This is a genomic window from Pseudoduganella violaceinigra DSM 15887, assembly GCF_000425385.1.
Taxonomy (GTDB): Bacteria; Pseudomonadota; Gammaproteobacteria; order Burkholderiales; family Burkholderiaceae_D; genus Rugamonas; species Rugamonas violaceinigra.
The window spans coordinates 51,623-74,983 of sequence record NZ_AUDI01000020.1; the positions used below are offsets into that span (position 1 = coordinate 51,623).

Below are 23,361 nucleotides of genomic sequence, written 5' to 3' on the forward strand. Positions count from 1 at the left end.
GCACGTCCTTATAAAAAGGGAGATTTAATGAGCCGTACCGGCCGTCTGTTCCAGCTGATGGATGCCATGCGCGGCAGCCGCCGTCCCGTCACGGCGGCCGCTCTGGCGGCGCAGTTGGGGGTTTCCGAACGTACGATTTACCGCGACATGCAGACCCTGGCCGAACTCGGCGCGCCAGTGGAGGGCTCGGCCGGCCTCGGTTATCTGCTGCGCAGCGGTTTCTTCCTGCCGCCGCTGATGTTCGATGTCGATGAGCTGGAGGCGCTGGTGCTGGGGGCGCGCTGGGTGCGGCGCCAGGGCGATTCGGCGCTGGCGAGCGCCGCCGCCAATGCGCTGGCCAAGATCGCCACCGCCACGCCCAAGGATTTGCGCGACGATATGGCCGACACCAGCCTGTGGGTGCCGCTGGTGCGCGATACGCCGGAGCACGATGAATTCGTGCGGCCGGCACGCGAGGCGATCCGGCGCCAGCAAAAGATGCGCATCCGCTACCGCGATGAGGGCGGGCGCTCGTCCGAGCGCACGGTGTGGCCGTTCGCACTGGCGTTCTTCGATGGCGGCCGCCTGCTCGCGGCGTGGTGCGAGGTGCGCAAGGCGAACCGCCATTTCCGCATCGACCGCATTGCGCAGGCGGAGGCGCTTGCGGAACGCTATCCAAAGCCGCGCCATGAACTGCTGAAAACCTGGCGCGAAGAAAACGCGATCAACGAAGACTCCTGACAGAAACTGTCAGGAGACCTTGGTTACCATGGCCGCATTCGATCAACCCACCAAGGAGTTTAACGATGCGCCTGTATCACAACCCACTGTCTTCCAATGCCCGCCGTGTATTGCTGGTGGCAAGCCATCTCGGCATCCAGCTCGATGAAATCCTGATCGACTTCGCCAGCGAAGCCGACCGCAAGCGCCTCGAAGAAGTGAACATTTGCGGCAAGGTGCCGGTGCTGGAGGACGACGGCCTGCAACTGTGGGAATCCTGCGCCATCATGCAATACCTGGCCGACAAGGCCGGCGCCACCGAGCTGTACCCGACCGGCCTGAAAGAGCGCGCCGACGTCAACCGCTGGATGTTCTTCAGCGCCCAGCACTTCGCGCCGGCCATCGGCATCCTGACCTGGGAATACCTGTGGAAGAATCTCGTGACCGGCCAGGGCCCTGATCCGGTCGAGATCGCCAAAGGCGAAACCTATGTGCACGAACACGCGGCCGTGCTCGACAAGCACCTGGCCACGCGCCAGTGGCTGAGCGGCGACAAGCTGACGCTGGCCGACTTCGCCGTGGCGGCGCCGATGATGTATGTCAGCCGCGCCAAAGTTCCTGTCGAACAATATCCGCACCTGCTGGCGTGGGCTGAGCGCGTCCAGCAGCTGCCGGCATGGCAGCAGACCGAGACGCCTTGGCCTTTTTAAGCATTGTGTGAAGTGACGCACAGAGTGCGGCCGGTCCGAAACATAAGATGGAATCGTCTCTTTCAGGACATCCCTAGTTTTGGACTTGGCCCACTCTCCGGAGTGGGCGTTTTTTTTCTGGGAGATTTTTTCTGGGAGAGGCGTCTTGCCGAGAAAATTGCACGCCATCGCTCTCTGGCTTCCATGGTAAAAGTCAGGGTCAGCTCTGGCAATCGGACAAAACGCTGTGCGTCGCGCAGCGAAAAGCTCCTCGAGAAGCCAGAGCTCGACTCTCAAATTGGAAGCAATGCAGGCATCCAACAGTGTACTTGCCCTCGCTTGGCGGACTGGATAGCATGGCATTATCAAAGAGGAGGTCCGATATGCCATCATCCGCGCTTCCCACGCCAGAGCAAGTCGATCGCTGGCAAGCCATGCGCCAAAAGGCTTTCAAGGCAGTACCTGAAGGCGGGCGCACCATCACCTACCTTGGCAAGAAATTCCACGTCTACCCGAATACGTTCTGGCCCTTTCTCGATAGCCAGCCGCTGGTGCGCAATTTCCGCATCAAGGCCGGCCAGAGCGTGCTCGATGTGGGGACCGGCTCCGGCGTGATCGCCATTTTCGCCTGCTACCAGCGGGCCTCGCGCGTGCTGGCGCTGGATGTGAATCCCGCCGCCATCCGCAGCGCGCGCCGCAACGCGCAGGAACACGGTTTTGAGGACGTGATGGAAGTGCGCCGCTCCGACCTGTTCGAAAACGTCGGCGATGAGCGTTTCGATGTGATCACCGCCAACCTGCCGTTCCGCGACAAGCCCGCGCCGGATGTGGTGGCGCGCTCGCAGTGGGATACCGACTTCCGCACCAACACGCTGTTCTTCGAGCAGGTCGGACGCCACCTGAAGCCGGGTGGACGTATCTACTTCGCGCATTCGAACTTCGGCGCGGTGAAGGAGGTGCGGCGCCTAGCCAAAGAGGCCGGTTTCAGTATCCGGATGATGGCCCGCAGTGTGGCCGAACGCGATCAGGAGCGCCAGTTCTTTGCCTTCCTGATCAAGCCTGCGGCTGATCATGGACGGGCTGCTTGATACCATCCGCCAGCTGCGGGCGGTGCCGCATGCACCGTGGCGTATGCAGGTCAGGCGCGTGGCCGTTATCCTGACCAGTTCGCGTTCCGGTTCCACGCTGTTCAAGGCGGCCTTGGCGCGCCATCCCGGCATTGCCAGCCTGGATGGCGAGGCGGAGCCTTTCCTGGCATTGAGCGGCAACGGTTTCGGCTGCGACCCCGCCTGCAGCAGCGATGCCATTGCGCGCCTGCGCAATGCCGATGCGCTGGCCGACGAGATCTTCGACGGACTGACCGTTCCCGCTTCCACGCCGGCGCCGCTGGCCGAAATGAAGGCGCGCTGGCGCAAGCGCCTGCTGCTGCAGTTCCCCGCGCTGTTCGCGCTGCCCGCCCGCTATGCGCAGCTCGAGCGCGCGCTGGACGAGGCGCTGCTGCCCAGCCAGTGGCCCGCAGTGCCGGGCGAGCAGGAGTTACAGGATGCGGTGCTGGGCGCGGTGTACTGGCGCGAGCCCTGGCGCCTGGATTATTACGACGCCAGCCCGGGTCCCGGCGAGCGCCGCCCTTTCGGCGAGGACGCCAAGATTGAAGAGCCGCCGTTTGTCTCGCCCTCCATGCTGGCCAGCCACTTCGCGCAAGACGATGCGGCCAGCAAGGTTCTGCTGTTCAAGACGCCGTCCGATGCCTATCGCTTCGGCCTGTACGAGCAGCTGTTCCCGCAGGCGCAGGTGCGCTACCTGCACCTGGCGCGCAGCTTCGCGGCCTGTGTCAACGGCATGATGGATGGCTGGCTGTCGCCCACCGGTTTCCATGCCCACGATATGCAGCGCCAGGGCGTGGAGCTTGGCATCGGCGGCTATTCGGATCAATGCGCGGGCGGCCGGCGCTGGTGGAAATTCGACCTGCCGCCGAACTGGCGCAGCTTCATCAACGCCCCGCTGGAAGAGGTGTGCCTGAACCAGTGGCTGTCCTGCCATCGCCATATCTTCGACAGCGGCGTGGCGGCGCTGCCGGTGCGTTTCGAGTCCTTCCTGGCCGATCCGGCCGCGGTGCTCGAGCGCGCCTGCGAATGGCTTGACCTGCCGCCCTTGCCGCAGGCGCCGCAGCTGCCGATCACCATGGCGACCGAGGCGCCCGCGCCGGGCCGCTGGCGCAAACGCAGCGCCGAGCTGCTGCCGCTGGCGCAGCGCGCCGAGGTGGCGGACATGATGCATGCGCTGGGCTATGGCATGGCGCCGGAGCGGTGGCAATGATCCGCCGCCTGCTGGTGCCCTATCTGATGGGAAAATGGCGCTTCGGCTTGCAGCGCCTGCAGCACTTCGATCCGCATCCTTGGACCGTGGTGCGCTCGCCGCAGTCGACCGCCACCGAATTGGCGGACCGCGACGAGCAGATGCGCAGCATGGGCCGCGTCTACGCCGAACTGGCGCGGCATGTGGAGGACGCGGTGCGGGCGGGCGACCTGCCGTTCAGCATATCGGGCGATTGCGTGTCCACCATGGGCGTGATGGCCGGCCTGCAGCGTGCCGGGCGCGAACCGCAGCGCATGCTGTGGCTGGACGCGCATGGCGATTTCCATACCTGGGCCACGACCCAGACCCAGTATTTGGGCGGTATGCCGCTGGCCATGCTGGTCGGGAAGCCGGACCGGCGCCAACGCCAGCGCGATTCCATCTCCGCCTTGCGCCAGGCGCTGGGGGCAAGCCCTTATCCGGAAGCGCGGGTGCTGCTGTCGGACGCGCGCGATCTGGATCCGGGCGAGGACGAGGAGTTGGCCAGGTCGGCCATCGTGCGCTGCACGCTGGACCAGGTGCTGCAGCACCTGTCGCCGCGCGAGACGCTGTACCTGCACTTCGACACCGATGTGCTGGACGAGGCGCAGCGCATGCCGGCGCTGAAGTACCACGTGCCGGCCGGTCCGCGGCTGGAGGAAATGGCGGCGCTGTTCCGCCGCTTGCGCGACTATCCCCTGCTGGCGGTATCGGTATCGGCGTGGCACGCGGAGCTCGATGCGGGCGACCAGGCGGCCCGCATCTGCCTTGCGCTGCTCGGCGAGCTGTTGCCCGATGCCGGCAGCACGCCGCGCGCGCGCAATTCGGCCAGCACCAGTTCGATGCAGTCGGCCAGGCTGCCGTCGGCGGTGTCGAGCGAGAGCTCGGGCGCGAGCGGCACTTCGTAGGGCGCCGAGACGCCGGTGAACTGTGTCACTTCACCGGCGCGGGCACGGCGGTATAAGCCTTTGACGTCGCGCTGTTCGCACACGTCCAGCGGGCAGCGGCACCAGGCTTCGATGAAATCGCCCTCGGCCTGCATGGCGCGCACGCGGTCGCGGTCGGCGCGCAGGGGGGAAATGAAGGCGGCCAGCACGATGGCGCCGGTATCGGCCAGCAGGCGGGCGGTTTCGCCGGCGCGCCGGATGTTTTCGCTGCGCTCAGCCGGGGAAAAGCCCAGGTCGGAGCACAGGCCCTGGCGCAGGATGTCGCCGTCCAGCAGCACGGCCTGGCAGCCGTCGAGGAACAGGCGCTGTTCGATCGCGCGCGCCAGCGTGGTTTTGCCGGCTCCGGACAGGCCGGTGAACCAGACCACCGCGCCGCGATGGCCATGCATCTCTTCGCGCTGACGGCGCGATACGTTGAAGGAGTTCATGATGCGACTATATACGCGATACGGGGGCGTGGCATGCGCACAATACTGATCGTGGGAGCCGGGTTTTCAGGTGTGGCGTGCGCGATACAGCTGCTGCGCGGGGCTGGCGAGCAGCCGCTGCGCGTGCTGCTGTTGAACCGCAGCGGGCGCATGGCGCGCGGCATGGCCTATGGCACGCAAAGCCCGCAGCACCTGCTCAATGTGGTGGCGGCCAACATGAGCGTACTGCCGGACGATCCCGAGCACTTCCTGCATTACGCCAGCATGCGTGATAGCCGGGTGACGGGCGCCTCCTTTGTCGCGCGCAGCGTGTACGGCGATTACCTGGAATGGTCGCTGCGGCAGGCGCAGTCGCAGGCGGCGCGCCACGTGGCATTGGATTGCGTGAGCGGCAGCGTAAGCAGGCTGCAGGCCATCGACGACGGCAGGCTTGCCGCCACGCTGGAAGACGGGCGCCGTATCGAAGCGGACCGGGTGGTGCTGGCCTTCGGGCATTTCGCCGCGCCGCCGCCGGCGCTGTTGCACGGTTCCCTGGTCGATAGCGTGCGTTATGCCGCCGACCCCTGGCAGGCCGGCCTGTTGTCCACCATCGGCGTGCACGAGCCGGTGCTGCTGTTGGGGACCGGCTTGACGGCGGTGGATATCGCCCTGCAGCTGCTGCGCCGTAATCCGGCGCAGCGCGTGCATGCGCTGTCGCGCCATGGCCTGCTGCCGCAACCCTATCTGCCGCCAACCGGCCAACTGGCCGGCAGCACGCTGTTGCGCGATGGCGTGCCGACCGCGCGCGGCGCCTTGCGTGCCTTCCTCCAGCAAGTCGAATGCCTGGAAGCGGCAGGCCTGGACTGGCACGACGCCATGGCCGCACTGCGCCACCAGGCGGCCCATATCTGGCAAGGCTGGCCGCCCGCGGAACGGCGCCGCTTCCTGCGCCACCTGCGGCCCTATTGGGAAGTGCACCGGCACCAGCTGCCGCCCACCGTGCAGCAGGAGCTGACGCTGGCCATGGAACGCGGCGCATTGCGCGTGACGGCCGGCCGGGCGATCTCCGTGCGCGACGAAGCGGAGCTGTCGGTGCTGTCGGTGCAGCCGCGCGGCGAGGACACGCAGATCGAGCTGCGCGCCGCCCGCATCATCAACTGCACCGGAAGCTGCGCCAGCCCGCGCCGCGCGCAAGTGCCGCTGGTGCGCCAGCTGCTGGCGGACGGCCTGGTGCAGGCCGATGCCCTCGGGATGGGTTTGAAGGTCGGCGCGGACTGCGCCGTGCTGGGCGCCGACGGCGCGCCGACGCCGGGGCTGTACTATATCGGCCCTTGGCTCAAGGCCGGATACTGGGAGGCCAGCGCCGTGCCTGAACTGCGCCAGTTCGCGGCCGTCATCGCCCGCGCCTGCCTATAGAATTCCGCCGCAACGGGAGGGACTTACTCTCGGCCAGTGCTAGTTGTGGAGCAGGGCGGCGGTAAGCGATTTCACTTCTTCCGCCGATTCCTCCATGACGTTGGCCAGGGTGCCGTCGCCGACGGTGAAGTCGATGGTGCTGGCCGCCGCGACCGACGTGGCGCCCGGGCGGGCGTGCAGCGGCGAGGCGACCGGGGACAAGTCGTTGGCCAGCAGCAGCGTATCGCCCAGGTTCTCGGGCGGCAGGGCGCGCAGGCCTTCCCACATGGCTTCCACGGCCTTGAACACATTATCGGGAATCATCAGCTTTTGCAGTACGCCGCGGCCGATCTGCACCTCGCCGAAGGCGGTCCAGTCTTCCGGATCGCCTTCCATGACCTCGGGATACGCTTCGGCCTGCGACAGCATGTAAAAGCCGCCGACTTCATGCACGATGCCAGCGAACATGGCGGTGTCCGGATCGACATGGGACACGCGCCGGGCAATCACCTGCGCCAAGGCCGCCACGTGGGCCGTGTGCTCCCACAGCTGATTGGCCTTGGCCTTCAGCAGGGGATTGCGGATCTTGATGCTCAGCTGGCGCACGATCACCGAGGTCACCAGCGACTGCAGGGTGCGCACGCCGAGGCGCTGCACCGCCGTTTTCACGCTGGAGATCTCCATGCCGGTACGGTTATAGGCCACCGAGTTGGCGATCGCCACCGTGCGCGCCGCCAGCAGCGGATCGGCCTGCACCAGCTTGGCCGCCAGGTCGATATGGCAATTCTCATCGTTCAGCGCGCGCTGCAGCTTGACCGAGGCGTCGATATTGGTGGGGAATGAAAGCTCACCACGGCCGGCTTGGGCTGCGATGGCTTTGAAGGCTTCGAGTCTGTCCATGCGAAAAGTATAAGTAGAATTTGCCCTAAGGAACTAGGTCAGGGCGACAATTTTGATGAATTTTTCCGCAGGCCCGGCCGCGCCCCATTGACACAGGCTATGCCCCGTTTCAGCCTTCGCCGAAGATGGCGTCGCACCCTTCCACGGTGCCTTCGACGTCGCCCAGTTCGTCGACCAGTTCCAGGTCTTCGAGTTCTTCCACTGCATTGGTAAAGCTGTTGTGCTTGGTGGCGCCGATCAGGCGGTAGATTTCACCGTCTTCATTGCGGATGCCAATCAGCAGTTTTTCCTTACGGACCGCGTCGGCGGTCGTGGTTTCCAGCAGCAGGTTGCCGGTGATTTGCTTGTCGAATTCGGCTGGCCTGATGCCGTCCAGCAGGGTAGTCTTTAACATTCTTTGCGTTCTTTAAAGTGGTGAACCGGCACTGATGGTGGCCCTCAGGCCGGTCAGGGTGCGTTCCAGTGCTTCATAATCGGCGTCGCTATAGTCGGCGAACAACTGGACGCCTTTCGCGACAATTACCGGGAACACCCTGGCAAACAGCTGCTCGCCCGACGGCGTCAGGCGCACGAAAAAGGAGCGCTTGTCGTCCGCATTGCGTTCCCGTTCCACCAGGCCCTTCTGTTCCAGGCGTTCGATGACGCCGGTCAGGGTGCCCTTGGTGATCAGGGTGCGTTCGCCCAGTTCCTTGTAGCTCATGCCGGGAGTGTTGCCCAATGTGGCAATGATATCGAATTGTGCGTGGGTGAGGCCAAGCTGGCGCACATGCCCGCCGGACCATCTCTCAAACCCCTGCATGCATTCGGCCAGCAGCCGGATGCTCTTCAAATATCGTTCGCCCATGACACGGGATTATAGCGCCCGCCAGCACTAGGCGGCATCGGTTACTATATGCAAACTTATAACAAGATGCGGTTTTCGCCATGCCTCTGCACGCACGCGGTATCCTGGCCCTGCTGGTGGTGACCATCGTCTGGGGCACCACCTTCCCCGCCATGAAGGACATGACCGACAGCCTGTCGGCCAACTGGATCGTGGCGTCGCGCTTTGCGATCGCCGGCTTGCTGCTGTCGCCCTTCCTGCTGCGCGCCACATGGCGCGACCTGCACTACGGTTTCCTGGCCGGTGTGCTGCTGTTCTTCTGCTACCTGACCCAGGTCGAAGGCCTGAGCCTGACCTCCTCCAACCGCAACGCCTTCATCTGTGGCCTGAACGTGCTGGTGGTGCCGCTGCTGGGTATTGCCATGGGGAAATGGCCGGACAAGCGCATCGTGCTGGCGCTGCTGCTGGCGCTCGGCGGCTTGTTCGCCCTGTGCTGGGACGGCAGCTTCAGCTGGAGCCGCGGCGACTGGCTGGCGCTGGCGGCGGCCTTCCTGTTCGGCCTCTACATCAAGGTGATGGAACAGTTCTCGCGCAAGGTCGAGCGCCTGATGACCCTGACCGTGGCCCAGATCTGGACGGTTGCCGTGTTCGCCGCCCTGTGGATATTGCTGCGCGAAATGCCGCGCGGCGCCATCGACGTGCAGCACGATGCCGCCGACTACTACAGCTATATCTGGCAGGGCCTGCTGGCCTATAAATGGAATCTGGCCTACCTGGGCGTGGTCGCCACGGCCGCCATCATTTCCCTGCAGACCTGGGGCCAGAGCCATGCCAGCGCCAACGAGGCGGCGGTGATCTATGCCTTCGAACCTGCCAGCGCGGCCATCTTCGGCTACTTCTGGCTGGGCGAGACCATGGGCCCGATGCAGCTGCTGGGCGCGGCGATGTTGATCTCCGGTATGATTGTCAGCCAATGGAATACCCCGGAGCGGCCCGCCGCGGCGCTCGTCCCTGAATAGACGATGTCTTTTGCTCAACTTAGTCGCCTGGCCCAGGAGCGGCCGCTGCGCATGCTGCTGGTGAACGCGGGCGACGCGGACAGCCTGGCCTGGGCCGGACTGGTGCAGCCCCTGCGGCAGGCCCAGCGCCTCCTGCAGGGCGCCTTCCAGCTCGACGTCCTGACCCCGCGCCAGGCGGCCGCCGTGGCCGGCGACTGGCGGCTGGCGCTGCTGGTGGCCGACGAGGGCACGCTGCGCCCGCCCGATGCCGAGCTGCGCGCCGTGATCGAGCGTTGCCGCGCGGCCGATTATTGGGGCGCCGTGGGCGCCGCGGTGCTGTGGCTGGCCCAGTCGGGGGCGGCGGGCGGCGCCCGCATTGCGCTGCCATGGGCCCTGTATGCGGAAACGGAAGATATCACCGAGCGCGCCATCCTGACCCCGCACCTGTTCGAGATCGACGAGCGGCTGATCTCCTGCTGCGGCGGGGCCGCGTCGCTCGACTTCGCGCTCACCCTGGTGGAGGCGCTGTTCGGCGCCAGCGTGCAGGCCGAGATCAAGGAAGCCCTGTGCATCGACCGCGTGCGTTCGCAGGACGAGCGGCAGCGGGTGGCCTTGCAGGCGCGGTTCGGGGCCCTGCAGCCCAAGCTGTCGGAAGCGGTGACCCTGATGGAGTCGAACATCGAGGAGCCGCTGTCGACCGACGATATCGCCGGCCTGGTCGGGCTGTCGCGGCGCCAGCTGGAGCGCCTGTTCAAGCAATACCTCGGCTCCCTGCCGTCGCGCTATTACCTGGAGCTGCGCCTGCAGCGCGCCCGGCAATTGCTGTTGGAAACCAATCATTCCATCGTGCAGGTAGGGCTGATGTGCGGTTTCTCCTCCGGCTCGCACTTTTCCACCGCCTTCGGCACCCTGTTCGGGAATACGCCCCGTGAAGAGCGGCAGCGCCGATTAAACCGGTAAACCGGTGTCAGACCCATCGGGTCCGACACCGGGCACGCGGCTATCGCATGCCGAAGGTGCCCGATCCCGTGGGTCAGGCACCGGTTTACCGGTTTTGGACAATTTTGAAAATCCTTGTCGCAGATTCAAAAGAGTTTTAGCATCCCCGCTTTTACAATGCAGTACACCTTACCATTGATGGGGATTTGCTATGAACGCCAAGCTTGACTCGACTGTTACCACCCGCCCTGTAACCCGCGCCACCTTCGACGAGGTGATCGTCCCGACTTACGCACCTGCCCAGATGGTGCCAGTGCGAGCCGCGGGCCTGGACCTGTGGGACCAGAACGGCAAGCATTACCTGGACTTCACCTCCGGCATCGCCGTGGCATCCCTGGGCCATTGCAACCCGGTGCTGGTGGAAGCGCTGACCAAGCAAGCAAACACCCTGTGGCACCTGGGCAATGGCTACACCAACGAGCCGGTACTGCGCCTGGCCCTGGCCCTGACCGAAGCCACCTTCGCCGACCGCGCCTTCTTCTGCAACTCCGGCGCCGAAGCCAACGAAGCGGCCCTGAAGCTGGCGCGTAAGGTCGCCCACGCCAAATTCGGCGACAAGAAGCCACGCATCGTGTCCTGCCTGAACTCCTTCCACGGCCGTACCCTGTTCACCGTCTCCGTCGGCGGCCAGGCCAAGTACACCGAAGGCTTCGAGCCGCTGCCGCCATCGATCGACCACATCCCTTACAACGATATCGAAGCGGCCAAGGCCGCCATCGGCGACGATGTCTGCGCCGTGATCGTTGAGCCGGTGCAGGGCGAAGGCGGCGTGATGCCGGGCAATCCTGACTACCTGAAGACCCTGCGCGCGCTGTGCGACAAAGTCGGCGCCGTGCTGATCTTCGACGAAGTACAGTGCGGCATGGGCCGTACCGGTTCCCTGTTCGCCTACCAGGGCTACGGCGTGACCCCGGACATCCTGACCTCGGCCAAGGCCCTGGGCAATGGCTACCCGATCGGCGCCATGCTGACCACCGAAGAGCTGGCCAAGCACCTGGCCGTGGGCACCCACGGCACCACCTACGGCGGCAACCCGCTGGCCGCGACCGTGGCGCTGACCGTGCTGGAAACCATCAACCAGCCGGCCTTCCTGGCGCGCGTGAAAGAGGCTTCCGAGAAGCTGATCGGCAAGCTGGAAGGCCTGGTGCGCGATTTCCCGCAGGTGTTCTCCGCCGTGCGCGGCGCCGGTTTGCTGCTGGGCCTGCTTGTCGCCGAGCCGTTCAAAGGCCGTTCCAAGGACATCCAGCGCGCTGCCGAAGCGCAGGGCCTGATGATCCTGATCGCCGGCATGGATGTGGTGCGCCTGGCGCCTGCGCTGATCGTGTCCGATGCGCAGATCGACGAGGCGGATCGCATTATCCGCCTGGCCGTGGCTGAGCTGACCAAGGCGGCCTGAAACCGGTAAGGCGGTGCCAGGCACAAGTGCCTGGCACCGGTCCGCGGCTGCCGCGGGACAGTGTCGGACCCTGTGAGTCTGACCCTGGTTTACCGGTTTTTTTGTTTCAGAGAAGAATAAAAGAGGAGCACCCCATGTACGTAGTCCGTCCGGTGGAAACCGCCGACATCGCCGCCCTCGAATCACTGGCCGCGGTCAGCATGCCGGGTGTCCATACCCTGCCGAAGACGCGCGAAAAGATCGAGCAGGCAGTCGAACGTTCCATCGCTTCCTTCTCCGCCCACGTCGACATCCCCAGCGAAGAATCCTATATGTTCGTGATGGAGTCGCTGGCCGACAAGACGATCGCCGGCACCGCGGCCATCCACGCCTCCGCGGGCTCGAACGGCACCTATTTTTCCTTCCGCAACGATGTGATCCAGCAGGTCTCGCGCGACTTGAATATCAGCCATAGCGTGCACGCGCTGACGCTGTGCTCCGAGCTGACCGCCTATTCGCAGCTGTCCGGCTACTACGTCGACGCCGCCGTGGCGCGCCGCCCGGAAGCGGCCTTGCTGTCGCGCTCGCGCCTGATGTACGCCGTGCAGGCGCCGCACCGTTTCGGCGACCGCTTCTTCGTGCCGCTGGCCGGCCTGACCGATGAAAACGGCGGCTCGCCGTTCTGGGATGCGCTGGGCCGCAAGTTCTTCAAGATGGACTTCCTGGACGCCGAGCGCGTGATCGGCGGCGCCCGCAACCGCACCCTGATCGTGGAGCTGATGCCGCACTATCCGGTGTACGTGCCGCTGCTGCCGGGCGATGCGCAGGCCGTGATGGGGCAGATCCACCCGAGCGGCGAGCTGGCCTTCAACCTGCTGACCTCCGAAGGCTTCGAAGCCGACGAATATATCGACATCTTCGACGGCGGCCCGATCCTGCAGGCGCACAAGCACTCGCTGCGCACCTTCAGCTCGTCGCTGCCGCGCCGCGTGGCCAGCGCCAACGGCATCCAGGCCAGCGATGCAATCGCGACCTACGCCGTCTCCACCGGCCCCGAGCAGCGCTTCCGTGCGCTGACCATCCATTGCGCACCGCTGGAAAATACCGACACCGTCTGCCTGACCCGGGAAGCCCAGGAAATCCTGCGCGTGGAAGAAGGCGACACCGTGACCTGCGTCCGCATTTAAGAACGAGAATACCTATGCTAGTTGTACGCGCCATTAAAGCGAATGACCTGGACGGTTTGTTCAACCTGGCCAGCCAGGTGGGCACCGGCATGACCACGCTGAAGCCGGATATGAAGATGATGGGCGACCGCCTCGCCGTGGCGGTGGCCTCCTTCGCCGAAACCATCCCGCCGGAAGAACGCGACTATATGTTCGTGATGGAGGACACCGCCACGGGCCGCCTGGCCGGCGTGTGCGCCATCAAGGGCGCGGTCGGCCTGACCGAACCTTTCTACAACTACCGCATCGGCACCCTGGTGCACTCCAGCCGCGAGCTGAACGTGTTCACCCGCATGGACACGCTGTACCTGTCGAACGACCTGACCGGCTGCTCCGAGCTGTGCTCCCTGTTCCTGCACCCGGACTACCGCCAGGGCAATAACGGCAAGCTGCTGTCGAAGAGCCGTTTCCTGTTCATCGCCCAGTTCCCGCACCTGTTCGAGCAGAAGATCATCGCCGAGATGCGCGGCTACCAGGCCGAGGATGGCACCTCGCCGTTCTACGAAGGCCTGGGCCGCTACTTCTTCAAGATGGACTTCCACCATGTGGACGACCTGACCGCGCTGGGCAAGAAGTCCTTCATCGCCGAGCTGATGCCGCGCCAGCCGCTGTACGTAGACTACCTGCCGCAGGATGCGCGCGAGGCGATCGGCAAGGTGCACCAGGCCACGGTGCCGGCGCGCCGCCTGCTGGAGCAGGAGGGCATGCACTACGAGGGCTATGTCGACATCTTCGACGCCGGCCCGGTGCTGCAGGCCCGCGTTTCGGAACTGCGCGCGATGCGCGACAGCGACCTGGCGAGCGTGTCGCGCGATACCGATACGGCCCATGCCTGCGCGCTGCACACGTCCGAACCTTACCTGGTATCGAACACGGTCATGCAGGATTTCCGCATGATCCTGACCGACGCCAATCCATCCGACGGCGGCATCGACCTGTCGTCCGAAGAACAAGCACTGCTGCATTGCCATTCCGGCGACACCGTGCGCACCCTGTCTCTCAACGTGAGGAAGAACCAGAATGTCTGAACTGAGCAATTTCATCAACGGCCAATGGAAAGCTGGCCACGGCGAGACCATCGTGACCACCAATCCGGCCACCGGCAAGCAGACTTACGCTTCGCAGGAGTCCACCGCGGCCGATGTGGCGGAAGCGGCCCAGGCCGCGCGCGCCGCCTTTGAAGCCTGGGCCTACCGCCCGCTGGAAGAGCGCATCGCCATCGTCACCAAGTTCCGCGACCTGCTGAAGGAAAACGCGGAAGACCTGGCGCAGACCATCTCCGAAGAAGTCGGCAAGCCGCTGTGGGAAGCGCGCACCGAGGTGACCACCATGGCCAACAAGGTGGACATCTCGATCACGTCGCACGGCAGCCGCACGGGCGAGACCAAGACCAAGGTGGCCGATGGCGAAGCCGTGCTGCGCCACCGTCCGCACGGCGTGTTCGGCGTGTTCGGCCCTTACAACTTTCCCGGCCACCTGCCGAACGGCCATATCGTGCCGGCCATGATCGCCGGTAACACCGTGGTGTTCAAACCGAGCGAGTACGCGCCGCGCACCGCCATCAAGACCGTGGCGCTGTGGGAAAAAGCCGGCGTGCCGGCCGGCGTCATCAATCTGGTCAATGGCGGCCGCGAGACCGGCATCGCGCTGGGCCGCAATGAGGACATCGACGGCGTGCTGTTCACCGGTTCGAGCCAGACCGGCGCGGCCCTGCACAAGCAGTTCGGCGGCCAGCCGGGCAAGCTGCTGGCGCTGGAAATGGGCGGCAACAATCCGCTGATCGTGTGGAATCCGACCGATATCGACGCCGCCGTGTTCATGGCCGTGTCCTCCTCCTTCATTTCCGCCGGCCAGCGCTGCACCTGCGCGCGCCGCGTGATCGTGCAGAAGGGCGAGCAGGGCGACGCCTTCGTCAAGCGCTTCGTGGAAGTGGCGTCCAAGCTGGGCGTCGGCGCGCCGGCCGCGGAGCCCGCGCCGTTCATGGGTCCCGTGGTTTCCGCAGCCGTGGCTGAAAAGCTGGTGCAGGCGCAGGCCGATATGGTCGCCAAGGGCGGCCAGCTGCTGCTGGAAATGCGCCAGCTGGAGCCGGGCACCGGCTTCGTTTCCGCCGGCATCGTGGACACCACCGATGCCAAAGGCATTCCTGACGAAGAGTGGTTCGGCCCATTGGCGCAGATCATCCGCGTCGACGACTTCGACGCCGCCATCCGCGCCGCCAACAACACCGGCTACGGCCTGGCTGCGGCCCTGATCTCGACCGACGAGTCGCTGTGGCAGAAATTCCAGCTGCGCGCCCGCGCCGGCATCGTGAACTGGAACCGCCCGACCACCGGCGCGGCCAGCTCGGCGCCGTTCGGCGGCGTCGGCAAGTCCGGCAACCATCGTCCTAGCGCATACTATGCGGCGGACTACTGCGCCTACCCGGTCGCGTCGATCGAGAACAGCGCCCTTGAAATGCCTGCCAAGCTGTCGCCTGGCATGAACTTCTGAGGATGGCCATGCCTACTGCACGCGAATACAACTTCGACGGCCTGGTCGGGCCGTCGCACAATTATGCCGGCCTGTCGTTCGGCAACGTAGCGTCCTTCAACAACGTCAAGAGCGCGTCCAACCCGAAGCAGGCCGCCCTGCAAGGCCTGGCGAAGATGCGCGAGCTGGCCAAGCGCGGCTTCGCGCAGGCGCTGCTGCCGCCGCAGGACCGTCCGAACTTCCGCCTGCTGCGCAGCCTGGGCTACAGCGGCACCGACGCCGAAGTGATCGCCCAAGCCTACAGCGATTCGCCGGTGGTGCTGGCGTGCGCCTACTCGGCCTCGCCGATGTGGACCGCCAACGCCGCCACCGTCAGCCCGTCGGCGGACACCAAGGATGGCCGCGTGCACTTCACCGCGGCTAACCTGAACAACAAGCTGCACCGTGCGTTCGAGCACGTGCAGTCGGCCCGCGCGCTGCGCGCCATCTTCAAGGATGAGCGCCACTTCGCTGTACACGACGCCTTGCCCGGCACCCCGGCCTTCGGCGACGAGGGCGCCGCCAACCATACCCGCCTGTGCGACCAGCACGGCAAGCCGGCGGTGGAACTGTTCGTGTACGGCCGCGTGGAATTCGATTCCAGCGCACCGGCGCCGAAGAAATTCCCGGCCCGCCACACGCTGGAGGCGTCGCAGGCGGTGGCCCGCCTGCACGGCCTGGACCCGGCGCGCTGCGTGTTCGTGCAGCAGAATCCGGACGTGATCGACCAGGGCGTGTTCCACAACGACGTGATCGCCGTGGGCAATGGCAATGTGCTGTTCTACCACGAGCAGGCGTTCGCCGACGAGCAGGCGGCGCTGGCCTCGATCCGCGCCGCCATGCACGGCGTGGGCGCGGAGCTGGTGGCGATCCGCGTGCCGACCGCCGAAGTGTCGGTGGCCGATGCGGTGGCGTCCTACTTGTTCAATACCCAATTGCTGTCCAAGCCGGACGGCAAGATGGCCCTGGTGACACCGCATGAGTGCCAGGAGATTCCGCCGGTTGCCGCCTTCCTGGAAAAGCTGCTGGCATCCGGCGGCCCGGTCGATGAGCTGATCCACTTCGACCTGCGCCAGTCCATGCGCAACGGCGGCGGCCCGGCCTGCCTGCGCTTGCGCGTGGCGCTGACCGAGGCGGAAGCGGCCGCCATGCACCAGGGTGTGGTCATGACCGAAACGCTGTACCATACCCTGGTCGCGTGGGTCGAGAAGCACTACCGCGACCATCTGGAACCGAAAGATTTAGCAGATCCGCAATTGGCTGTCGAAGTGCATACCGCACTCAAAGAGCTGGAACAGATTTTGGGCTTACCCGGCCTGTACGATCTGTAATAAAAACCGGTAAACCGGGGGCTGGCCCGCGGGGGCAGACCCCGAACTGCATCGTTGGCAGTCGAACAGTGGGTGTCTGACCCTGCGGGTCGGACACCGGTTTACCGGTTCGAACAAGAAGATACCTACAACGTATTTGGAGAAGCAGATGAAACAAATGCCACAAGAGTTGCGCAAGCAAACGCTCGAACTGGTCAAGGCCAGCGGCCCGATCGCCCAACTGATCGAAGCCTGGCTCGGCTCCCTGGACGATGAAGACCTGGCCGACCTGTCGCCCGGCAGCCTGGCCCCGGTCCTTGTGGAAGGTTTCACCCAGCTGGCCAAGCGCACCGCTTCCGGCTGCCAGATCGCCAAGCTCCAATACGAAGAAGCGCGCGGCGGCCACGCCACCGCGCTGCTGGTCGTCAACGACGACATGCCATACCTGGTCGACTCGATCGTGATCGCCATGCGCAAGCTGCGCCTCGGCTCGAACGGCGTGCTGAACGCCGTGCTGCCGGTGCGCCGCGCCGCCGACGGCAGCGTCGAGGCGGTCGGCCAGAAGGGCGACAAGCTCGAGTCCATGGTCCTGTGCCTGCTGTCCGAAAAACTGGAAGACGGCGCGCTCAAGGAGCTGACCGACCGCATCGAAATGATGGCGCGCGACGCCGCCGTCGTGAAGCGCGACCAGGCCGCGATGAAAGAGCGCTTCACCGCCGTCGCCACCGAATCCTCTACCCACGGCGAAGAAGGCCAGGAAGTGGCCGCCTTCCTCCAGTGGGCGCGCGACGAGGGCTTCGAAGTGCACGGCTACGCCTACTACCAGGTGAAGCCGGGCGCGCGCGAGCTGGAACGCGACATCCCTAGCCGCATCGGCGTGCTGCAGGACACTTCGCACCCGATCTACGGTACCTGCCTGGCCAATATCCCGGGCGACTTCGACACCCTGTCCAAGCGCGCCCACACCCTGTCGATCGTCAAGGCCGACGTGGGCGGCACCTTGCACCGCGACCAGTCGCTGGACTTCATTGGCGTGCGCCACACCGACGGCAAGGGCGCCATCCTGGGCGAGCACTGCTTCGTCGGCCTGTTCACCCGCGCCGCCAACCTAACCCCGCTGGCCCGCCTGCCGTTCGCGCGCGGCCGCATCGCGCAAGTGCTGAAGATCGCCGGCGTGCGCGAAACCGGCTTCCGCGCCGAGAAATTCATCGAGATCCTGGAATCGCTGCCGCGCACCGAAGCGCTGGAAGCCGAACCTGAATGGCTGGCCGAAGTGTGCGGCGCCGTGGTGTCGCTGTACAAGCAGCCGCGCGCCAAGGTGTTCGCCCGCCGCGACGTCTACGCCCGCCACCTGAACGTGCTGGTCTACCTGCCGCGCGAGCGTTACTCCGCATCCGTGGCGCACGCGCTGGCGCGCGCCCTGCAGGACAGCTCCGGCGCCACCCACGTCAGCTCGCAGACCCTAGTGTCGGATGGCCCGCTGGCCCGCCTCTACCTGATCGCGCACGCCGCGCGCTATCCGCTGGACCTGGAGAGCGATATCCAGCGCCCGCTGTTGACGGTGCTGGACGGCTGGCATGACCGCTTCTCCGAACTGGCCGACAAGGTGGGCGAAGAGCCGCTGCGCAACAGCCTGCGCAAGCTGTGCTCCACGCTGCCGGTCGATTACGTGGTGGCGACGCCGCCGGCGGTGGCCTTCCACGACCTGGACAAGATCCTGCGCAATGGCGAAGGCGAACGCGTTGCTGTGCGCGTCGAGCTGCCTTCCGAAGGCAATGCCTCCACCACCATTCGTCTGTATTCGGTGGACCGCGTGCCTGCGCTGTCCTCCATTCTGCCGGCCCTGCATAATGCGGGCGTCGCCATCGAGCGCGAATCGGCCCACTCCATCCGCACTGCGGACGGCAAGAAGCACTATGTGACCAGCCTGGCCGTCGACGAGCAAAGCGCCACCGAGCTGTCGCGCCCCGGCGTGGTGCAGGTGGCGGAAGACCTGTTCAACGCCCTGTTCAACAATGAAGCGGAAGACGGCCGCCTGAACGGCCTGGTGGTTGAAGGCGGTCTGCGCCTGCGCGAAGTGCAGCTGGTGCGCGCCTACATGAGCTACTGGCGCCAGGCCGGCACCCAGTTCACCGTGCGCTACATGGCGGAGACGCTGCGCCGCCATCCGGCGCTGGTGAAGGAACTGGTCGACGCCTGGAAAGAGCGCTTCGACCCGCAGCTGCCCGAGGCGACCCGCAACGCCGCCAGGGAAAAGCTGCTGGCCATCAAAGGCCGCCTGAGCGCGATCAACCATGCCGACACGGAAGTGATCTTCGCGGCCATGATCGACCTGATGCTGGCGACCCTGCGCACCAACTACTTCCAGAATGGCGGGCAGGGCGACAAGATCATCTTCAAGTTCGACACCAGCAGCCTGCACCTGGTGCCTGAACCGCGTCCATTCCGCGAAATCTACGTGTTCTCGCGCCGCTTCGAAGGCGTGCACCTGCGCGGCGGCCCGGTCGCGCGCGGTGGCCTGCGCTGGTCGGACCGTATGGAAGATTACCGCACCGAAGTCCTGGGCCTGGTGAAGGCGCAGATGGTGAAGAACGCCGTGATCGTGCCGGCTGGCGCCAAGGGCGGCTTCGTCTGCAAGAAGATGCCGAAAGACGCTCCGCGCGACGTGGTGGCGGCGGAAGGCGAAGCAGTCTACCGCCTGTTCATCGCCAGCCTGCTGGAAGTGACCGACAACCGCGTGCTGGGCAAGATCGTTCCGCCGGAAGACACGGTCCGCTACGACAACGACGACCCGTACCTGGTGGTGGCCGCCGACAAGGGCACCGCAACCTTCTCCGACATCGCCAACAGCATCGCGGTCAAGCGCGGCTTCTGGCTGGGCGACGCCTTCGCGTCGGGCGGTTCCAACGGCTACGACCACAAGAAGATGGGCATCACCGCCAAGGGCGCGTTCGAAGCGGTCAAGCGCCACTTCTACGAAATGGGCCACGACATGAACACCACCCCGTTCACCGTGGTGGGCGTGGGCGATATGTCGGGCGACGTGTTCGGCAACGGCGTGCTGCTGTCGAACCAGATCAAGCTGCTGGCGGCCTTCGACCATCGCCACATCTTCCTGGACCCGAATCCGGACACCGCGAAATCCTTCGCCGAACGCCAGCGCATGTTCGCGCTGCCGCGCTCCTCGTGGGATGACTACAACAAGGAGCTGATCTCGAAAGGCGGCGGCGTGTTCCCGCGCACCGCGCGCAGCATCGAGCTGTCGCCTGAAATCCGCGCCGCGCTGGACATCGAAGAAACCTCGCTGGCGCCGGAAGAACTGATGCACCGCATCCTGCTGGCCCCGGTGGACCTGTTCTACAACGGCGGCATCGGCACCTACATCAAGTCCTCCACCGAGACCCATGCGCAGGTCAAGGACCGCGCCAATGACAATATCCGCGTCAGCGGCAATGAGCTGCGCTGCAAAATGGTGGCGGAAGGCGGCAACCTGGGCGCGACCCAGGCTGGCCGCATCGAGTTCGCCCTGGCCGGCGGCCGTATCTTCACCGATGCGATCGACAACTCGGCCGGCGTGGATTGCTCCGACCATGAAGTGAACTGCAAGATGTGGCTGGACGTGGAAGTGAACGCCGGCCAGACCTCGGAAGCGGACCGCAACCAGCTGCTGAACGAAATGACCATGGAAGTGGAGCGCCTGGTCCTGCGCGACAACACCCAGCAAACCCGTTTGCTGGTGCGCGAATTCCAGGCCCAGTCCGAGGCGCATGTGCAAGACGGCTACGCCGACCTGATCGCCGACCTGGAAGAAGAGGGCGCGCTGTCGCGCGAACTGGAGCATCTGCCAAGCGTGGCGGAACTGGCGCGCCGCAAGGCCGATGGCCGCGGCCTGACCACGCCGGAATTGGCGGTGGTGATCGCCAACGTGAAGAACCGCTACAAGCGCCTGCTGTCGGCCATGCCGCTGACCGATGAAAGCTGGGCGGACAAAGTCCTGCGCCCTTACTTCCCGGAACAGCTGGTCGCTACCCGTCCGCCGCTGAACCACCCGCTGTCCAACGCCATCCTGGCGACGGTGTTGGCGAATGAGGTGGTGAACCGCTGTGGCCCGCTGATGATCCGCGACCTGGCTGCCGCCAACAACTGCAGCGAACAGGATGTGATCCTGGCGTGGGGCCAGGCATGGTCCGCGCTGGATCTGGCGCCGACCTTCGACACCCTGGACGCCGATGCGCTGAACGTGCCGCGCAATGTCGCCATGCGCGTCGATACGCGCACCCGCGCCATGCTGAAGGCCGTGATGGAAGGCGTGCTGGGTGTGCCGAAAGACCAGCTGCGCGGCGCCGGTATCGCGGAGCTGAGCAAGCTGTTCGCCGATCCCGCCACCGTGCGCAAGATGGCGGCCGACGTGCAATCCGAAGCGGCAACGCACAGCGGCCTGCGCGCTGAATTCGTGCAGGCATGGAACGCCGTCGACGCGCTGGAAGGCGTGGCCGCCTTCGTATTCGCGGCGCTGTCGGTCAAGCGTCCCGCCGGCATGGACTTGCCGGGCTTCCTGGCGGTCGGCATGGCGCTGCGCGCCCAGGCCGGCATCGACACGCTGGAGCGAGGCCTGAAGCTGCCTGCCGCGTCGAAGTCGCAGGAACACCTGCGCAGCTACGCGCAGCAGGCCTTGCGCCGTACGCAGCAGAAATTGCTGTCGCAAGTGCTGGCGCGCGCCACCAACGGCCATGACGCGGTTGAGGCGGTGGAAGTCGTGACCTGCACCTTGGGGCTGTCGGGCTACGCGGCCTCGGCGGACCTGGAACAGGCAATGCTGGATGTGTGGGCCTTGTCGGAAGCGGTCAATGCCGTGGGCCTGGCCGCCTGAAACCGGTAAACCGGTGTCCGACCCGCAGGGTCAGACACCTGGCCCGCTACCGTCGCGTATCGGTGTCGGACCCCGCGGGTCTGACACCGGTTTCCCGGTGTTGGCGGAGCAGAAAGTAATCGTAAAGAATGTCAGACACCCCAACCCTCCCTCCCGCAGTGCGCGCCCTGGCTGAAGCCGATTTCAGCGCCGTCGCGCGCAGTTTCGAACAAGCCGGCTACGCGGTCGCCCAACCCGCGGACGGCATCCTCACGATCCGCAGCAAGCAAGCCGGCCGTCCCGCCGTCCTGGTCTCGGTGGGCGTGCATGGCGACGAAACCGGCCCGATCGAGCTGGTGGCTTACCTGCTCGACGCCCTGGCGCAGGAACCGCAGGCCTTGGCCGTCGACCTGATGCTTTGCGTCGGCAATATCGGCGCCATCCGCCAGGCCAAGCGCTTCATCGACGCGGACCTGAACCGCATGTTCCGCACTGAACGCGGCACCCTGGCCGGCACGGCCGAAGCCGCGCGCGCCGACGTCATGATCGCAGCAACCAGCGCATTCTTCGCCCCGGCGGGAACGGAACGCTGGCACCTCGACCTGCACACGGCCATCCGTCCGAGCGTCTATCCGACCTTCGCCATTGTGCCCGACCTGATCGGCGAGGCAGCGAAGCAGCAGCTGATCGGCTGGCTGGGCGAGGCCGCCATTGGCGCCATCATCATGAATCCGGCATCGGCCGGCACCTACAGCTATTACAGCGCCGAGCACCATGCCGCCGCCGGCACCACGGTGGAACTGGGCCGCATCGGCACCTTGGGGCAGAACGATCTGTCGCAGTTCGAAGAAGCCAAGCTTGCCCTGGACCGGCTGCTGCGCGGGAATCCGCCGGCCCAAGCCGCCAACGAACCGCATGTGTTCAAGGTGGCCCAGAACATCATCAAACTGAGCGACGATTTCAAGATGGCCTTCGGCAAGGAGACGCGGAATTTCACCGCCCTGAAGAAAGGCGACGAAATCGCCCGCGACGGCGACACCGTCTACGCCGTGCAGCATGATGAAGAGCTAGTGGTCTTCCCCAACCCCGACGTGCGCATCGGCCTGCGGGCGGGCATGATGGTCACGCGCGTGAAATAAGGACTTGCGCTACACTGGCCGGACACCCACCGGAAAGGAGTAGCGCATGTCCCTGTCCATGTACAAAGTTTCCGCGCCCGTCTTCGTGCGCGGCCTGAATGTGATGGCGAGCCTGCTGCGCAAGGCGCAAGCCCATGCGGAGGAAAGCGGCACAGTGCCGGAAACCTTGCTGGCGGCCCGCCTGGCCGACGATATGCTGCCGCTGACCGCCCAGGTGCAGCGCGCCAGCGATACCAGCAAACTCTCCATCGAACGCCTGAGCGGCATCGCCGCGCCGAAATTCCCCGACAACGAAGCCAGTTTCGCGCAGCTGCAGGAGCGTATCGCGAACACGATCGCTTATATCGAGAGTGTGGGGGAGGAGCATTTCGCGGGCAGCGAAACGCGGGAGGTGGCACTGAGTTTCGGCAGCTTCAAGCCGACTTTCACCGGCGAGAGCTATCTGCTGGCCTTTGCGCTGCCGAACTTCTATTTCCATGTCGTGACGCTGCACGGCATCCTGCGCAACCAGGGAGTCAAGATCGGCAAGATCGACTACCTGGGGCCGTACGAAGGTTAAAAGCTGACGCGCAGGGCGTAAGTCGCCGCCATTGCCAGCAGGAGCACGCTCACTGAAGCTGCCTTCATGGGGTTGAAGCGGGAGGAAACGGTCGGGATCTTTCGGTACATGGCTGGCTCCTTCTCAATGGCGGTAGTGCATGATTCGCAGGTTATCAAGGCGGACCGTGCCAAGCTAGGCGCAAGCCTGTATCAATAGTAAGCA

At 65.4% G+C, this 23,361-nt stretch carries 19 protein-coding genes and 1 pseudogene; 16 read left to right on the forward strand and 4 right to left on the reverse strand.

Translation table 11 applies throughout. The features are described from left to right. Positions 1 to 27 precede the first annotated feature (27 nt). The 5 genes from H597_RS0113550 to H597_RS36240 all read left to right on the forward strand — a co-directional run bounded on the left by H597_RS0113550 (position 28) and on the right by H597_RS36240 (position 4,630). Entirely contained in the window at positions 28 to 720 is a 693-nt protein-coding gene (locus tag H597_RS0113550; protein WP_028102621.1) for a helix-turn-helix transcriptional regulator, read from the forward strand. A gap of 65 nt (positions 721 to 785) precedes the next feature. Continuing rightward, positions 786 to 1,409, forward strand: coding sequence for a glutathione S-transferase family protein (locus H597_RS0113555; protein WP_028102622.1), 624 nt, complete (start codon positions 786 to 788; stop codon positions 1,407 to 1,409). Positions 1,410 to 1,771: 362 nt separating this feature from the next. Further along, positions 1,772 to 2,476 carry a methyltransferase gene (locus H597_RS0113560; protein ID WP_028102623.1) on the forward strand — a complete coding sequence of 235 codons (705 nt, stop codon included), beginning with the start codon at positions 1,772 to 1,774 and terminating at the stop codon, positions 2,474 to 2,476. Beyond that, a complete protein-coding gene (locus H597_RS0113565) occupies positions 2,460 to 3,704 on the forward strand; it encodes a hypothetical protein (protein WP_028102624.1) in 1,245 nt (414 codons plus the stop codon). Before H597_RS0113560 ends, H597_RS0113565 begins: the two co-directional genes overlap by 17 nt. Continuing rightward, the gene (locus H597_RS36240) at positions 3,701 to 4,630 is read left to right on the forward strand and encodes an arginase family protein (RefSeq protein WP_371850732.1); all 930 of its coding nucleotides are present in this window, start codon (positions 3,701 to 3,703) and stop codon (positions 4,628 to 4,630) included. The genes H597_RS0113565 and H597_RS36240 overlap by 4 nt, the downstream gene beginning before the upstream one ends. On the opposite strand, the pseudogene cysC reads toward H597_RS36240, so the two are convergent. Next, positions 4,588 to 5,097 (reverse strand): annotated as a pseudogene (cysC, locus tag H597_RS34110) (adenylyl-sulfate kinase); the annotation flags it as partial. The gene H597_RS36240 and the pseudogene cysC sit on opposite strands and share 43 nt — an antisense overlap. A 33-nt stretch (positions 5,098 to 5,130) precedes the next feature. Between cysC and H597_RS0113575 the strand changes: the two are divergent. Next, positions 5,131 to 6,492, forward strand: coding sequence for an FAD/NAD(P)-binding protein (locus H597_RS0113575; protein WP_028102625.1), 1,362 nt, complete (start codon positions 5,131 to 5,133; stop codon positions 6,490 to 6,492). A 39-nt stretch (positions 6,493 to 6,531) separates the two neighbouring features. Here H597_RS0113575 and H597_RS0113580 read toward each other — a convergent pair whose 3' ends face one another. The 3 genes from H597_RS0113580 to H597_RS0113590 form a co-directional block, all read right to left on the reverse strand. Next, a complete protein-coding gene (locus tag H597_RS0113580) occupies positions 6,532 to 7,371 on the reverse strand; it encodes an HDOD domain-containing protein (RefSeq protein WP_028102626.1) in 840 nt (279 codons plus the stop codon). Positions 7,372 to 7,480: 109 nt separating this feature from the next. Continuing rightward, entirely contained in the window at positions 7,481 to 7,765 is a 285-nt protein-coding gene (locus tag H597_RS0113585) for a hypothetical protein (protein WP_028102627.1), read from the reverse strand. 12 nt (positions 7,766 to 7,777) lie between these two features. After that, positions 7,778 to 8,215 carry a MarR family winged helix-turn-helix transcriptional regulator gene (locus tag H597_RS0113590; RefSeq protein WP_028102628.1) on the reverse strand — a complete coding sequence of 146 codons (438 nt, stop codon included), beginning with the start codon at positions 8,213 to 8,215 and terminating at the stop codon, positions 7,778 to 7,780. A gap of 80 nt (positions 8,216 to 8,295) precedes the next feature. Here H597_RS0113590 and H597_RS0113595 point away from each other — a divergent pair, with 80 nt between their 5' ends. The 10 genes from H597_RS0113595 (at position 8,296) to H597_RS0113640 (ending at position 23,157) form a co-directional block, all read left to right on the forward strand. Then, complete coding sequence (locus H597_RS0113595) at positions 8,296 to 9,213, forward strand: DMT family transporter (RefSeq protein ID WP_028102629.1); 918 nt, start codon at positions 8,296 to 8,298, stop codon at positions 9,211 to 9,213. Positions 9,214 to 9,216: 3 nt separating this feature from the next. Beyond that, a complete protein-coding gene (locus H597_RS0113600; RefSeq protein WP_028102630.1) occupies positions 9,217 to 10,152 on the forward strand; it encodes a GlxA family transcriptional regulator in 936 nt (311 codons plus the stop codon). A 190-nt stretch (positions 10,153 to 10,342) separates the two neighbouring features. After that, entirely contained in the window at positions 10,343 to 11,587 is a 1,245-nt protein-coding gene (locus H597_RS0113605; RefSeq protein ID WP_028102631.1) for an acetylornithine/succinyldiaminopimelate transaminase, read from the forward strand. A 134-nt stretch (positions 11,588 to 11,721) separates the two neighbouring features. Continuing rightward, positions 11,722 to 12,753: an arginine N-succinyltransferase gene (locus H597_RS0113610; RefSeq protein WP_028102632.1), complete on the forward strand. Its 1,032-nt coding sequence runs from the start codon at positions 11,722 to 11,724 to the stop codon at positions 12,751 to 12,753. 14 nt (positions 12,754 to 12,767) lie between these two features. Continuing rightward, positions 12,768 to 13,820: an arginine N-succinyltransferase gene (gene astA / locus H597_RS0113615; RefSeq protein WP_028102633.1), complete on the forward strand. Its 1,053-nt coding sequence runs from the start codon at positions 12,768 to 12,770 to the stop codon at positions 13,818 to 13,820. Next, positions 13,813 to 15,282 carry a succinylglutamate-semialdehyde dehydrogenase gene (astD, locus tag H597_RS0113620; protein WP_028102634.1) on the forward strand — a complete coding sequence of 490 codons (1,470 nt, stop codon included), beginning with the start codon at positions 13,813 to 13,815 and terminating at the stop codon, positions 15,280 to 15,282. Before astA ends, astD begins: the two co-directional genes overlap by 8 nt. A gap of 8 nt (positions 15,283 to 15,290) precedes the next feature. Beyond that, entirely contained in the window at positions 15,291 to 16,631 is a 1,341-nt protein-coding gene (gene astB, locus H597_RS0113625; protein ID WP_028102635.1) for an N-succinylarginine dihydrolase, read from the forward strand. A 148-nt stretch (positions 16,632 to 16,779) separates the two neighbouring features. Further along, complete coding sequence (locus H597_RS0113630) at positions 16,780 to 21,480, forward strand: NAD-glutamate dehydrogenase domain-containing protein (RefSeq protein ID WP_028102636.1); 4,701 nt, start codon at positions 16,780 to 16,782, stop codon at positions 21,478 to 21,480. A 128-nt stretch (positions 21,481 to 21,608) separates the two neighbouring features. Further along, on the forward strand, positions 21,609 to 22,598 hold the full coding sequence (locus H597_RS0113635) for a succinylglutamate desuccinylase (RefSeq protein WP_028102637.1): 990 nt from the start codon (positions 21,609 to 21,611) through the stop codon (positions 22,596 to 22,598). Between the two features lie 46 nt (positions 22,599 to 22,644). Continuing rightward, positions 22,645 to 23,157, forward strand: coding sequence for a DUF1993 domain-containing protein (locus H597_RS0113640; protein WP_028102638.1), 513 nt, complete (start codon positions 22,645 to 22,647; stop codon positions 23,155 to 23,157). Positions 23,158 to 23,361 lie beyond the last annotated feature (204 nt).

Coding starts and splice junctions, on each gene's coding strand:
- H597_RS0113550 (WP_028102621.1), top strand. CDS start 28: ATGAGCCGTACCGGCCGTCTGTTCCAGCTGATGGATGCCATGCGCGGC.
- H597_RS0113630 (WP_028102636.1), top strand. CDS start 16,780: ATGAAACAAATGCCACAAGAGTTGCGCAAGCAAACGCTCGAACTGGTC.
- H597_RS0113610 (WP_028102632.1), top strand. CDS start 11,722: ATGTACGTAGTCCGTCCGGTGGAAACCGCCGACATCGCCGCCCTCGAA.
- H597_RS0113565 (WP_028102624.1), top strand. CDS start 2,460: ATGGACGGGCTGCTTGATACCATCCGCCAGCTGCGGGCGGTGCCGCAT.
- H597_RS36240 (WP_371850732.1), top strand. CDS start 3,701: ATGATCCGCCGCCTGCTGGTGCCCTATCTGATGGGAAAATGGCGCTTC.
- H597_RS0113560 (WP_028102623.1), top strand. CDS start 1,772: ATGCCATCATCCGCGCTTCCCACGCCAGAGCAAGTCGATCGCTGGCAA.
- astD (WP_028102634.1), top strand. CDS start 13,813: ATGTCTGAACTGAGCAATTTCATCAACGGCCAATGGAAAGCTGGCCAC.
- H597_RS0113580 (WP_028102626.1), bottom strand. CDS start 7,371: ATGGACAGACTCGAAGCCTTCAAAGCCATCGCAGCCCAAGCCGGCCGT.
- H597_RS0113635 (WP_028102637.1), top strand. CDS start 21,609: ATGTCAGACACCCCAACCCTCCCTCCCGCAGTGCGCGCCCTGGCTGAA.
- H597_RS0113575 (WP_028102625.1), top strand. CDS start 5,131: ATGCGCACAATACTGATCGTGGGAGCCGGGTTTTCAGGTGTGGCGTGC.
- H597_RS0113600 (WP_028102630.1), top strand. CDS start 9,217: ATGTCTTTTGCTCAACTTAGTCGCCTGGCCCAGGAGCGGCCGCTGCGC.
- H597_RS0113640 (WP_028102638.1), top strand. CDS start 22,645: ATGTCCCTGTCCATGTACAAAGTTTCCGCGCCCGTCTTCGTGCGCGGC.
- H597_RS0113595 (WP_028102629.1), top strand. CDS start 8,296: ATGCCTCTGCACGCACGCGGTATCCTGGCCCTGCTGGTGGTGACCATC.
- H597_RS0113590 (WP_028102628.1), bottom strand. CDS start 8,215: ATGGGCGAACGATATTTGAAGAGCATCCGGCTGCTGGCCGAATGCATG.
- astA (WP_028102633.1), top strand. CDS start 12,768: ATGCTAGTTGTACGCGCCATTAAAGCGAATGACCTGGACGGTTTGTTC.
- astB (WP_028102635.1), top strand. CDS start 15,291: ATGCCTACTGCACGCGAATACAACTTCGACGGCCTGGTCGGGCCGTCG.
- H597_RS0113585 (WP_028102627.1), bottom strand. CDS start 7,765: ATGTTAAAGACTACCCTGCTGGACGGCATCAGGCCAGCCGAATTCGAC.
- H597_RS0113605 (WP_028102631.1), top strand. CDS start 10,343: ATGAACGCCAAGCTTGACTCGACTGTTACCACCCGCCCTGTAACCCGC.
- H597_RS0113555 (WP_028102622.1), top strand. CDS start 786: ATGCGCCTGTATCACAACCCACTGTCTTCCAATGCCCGCCGTGTATTG.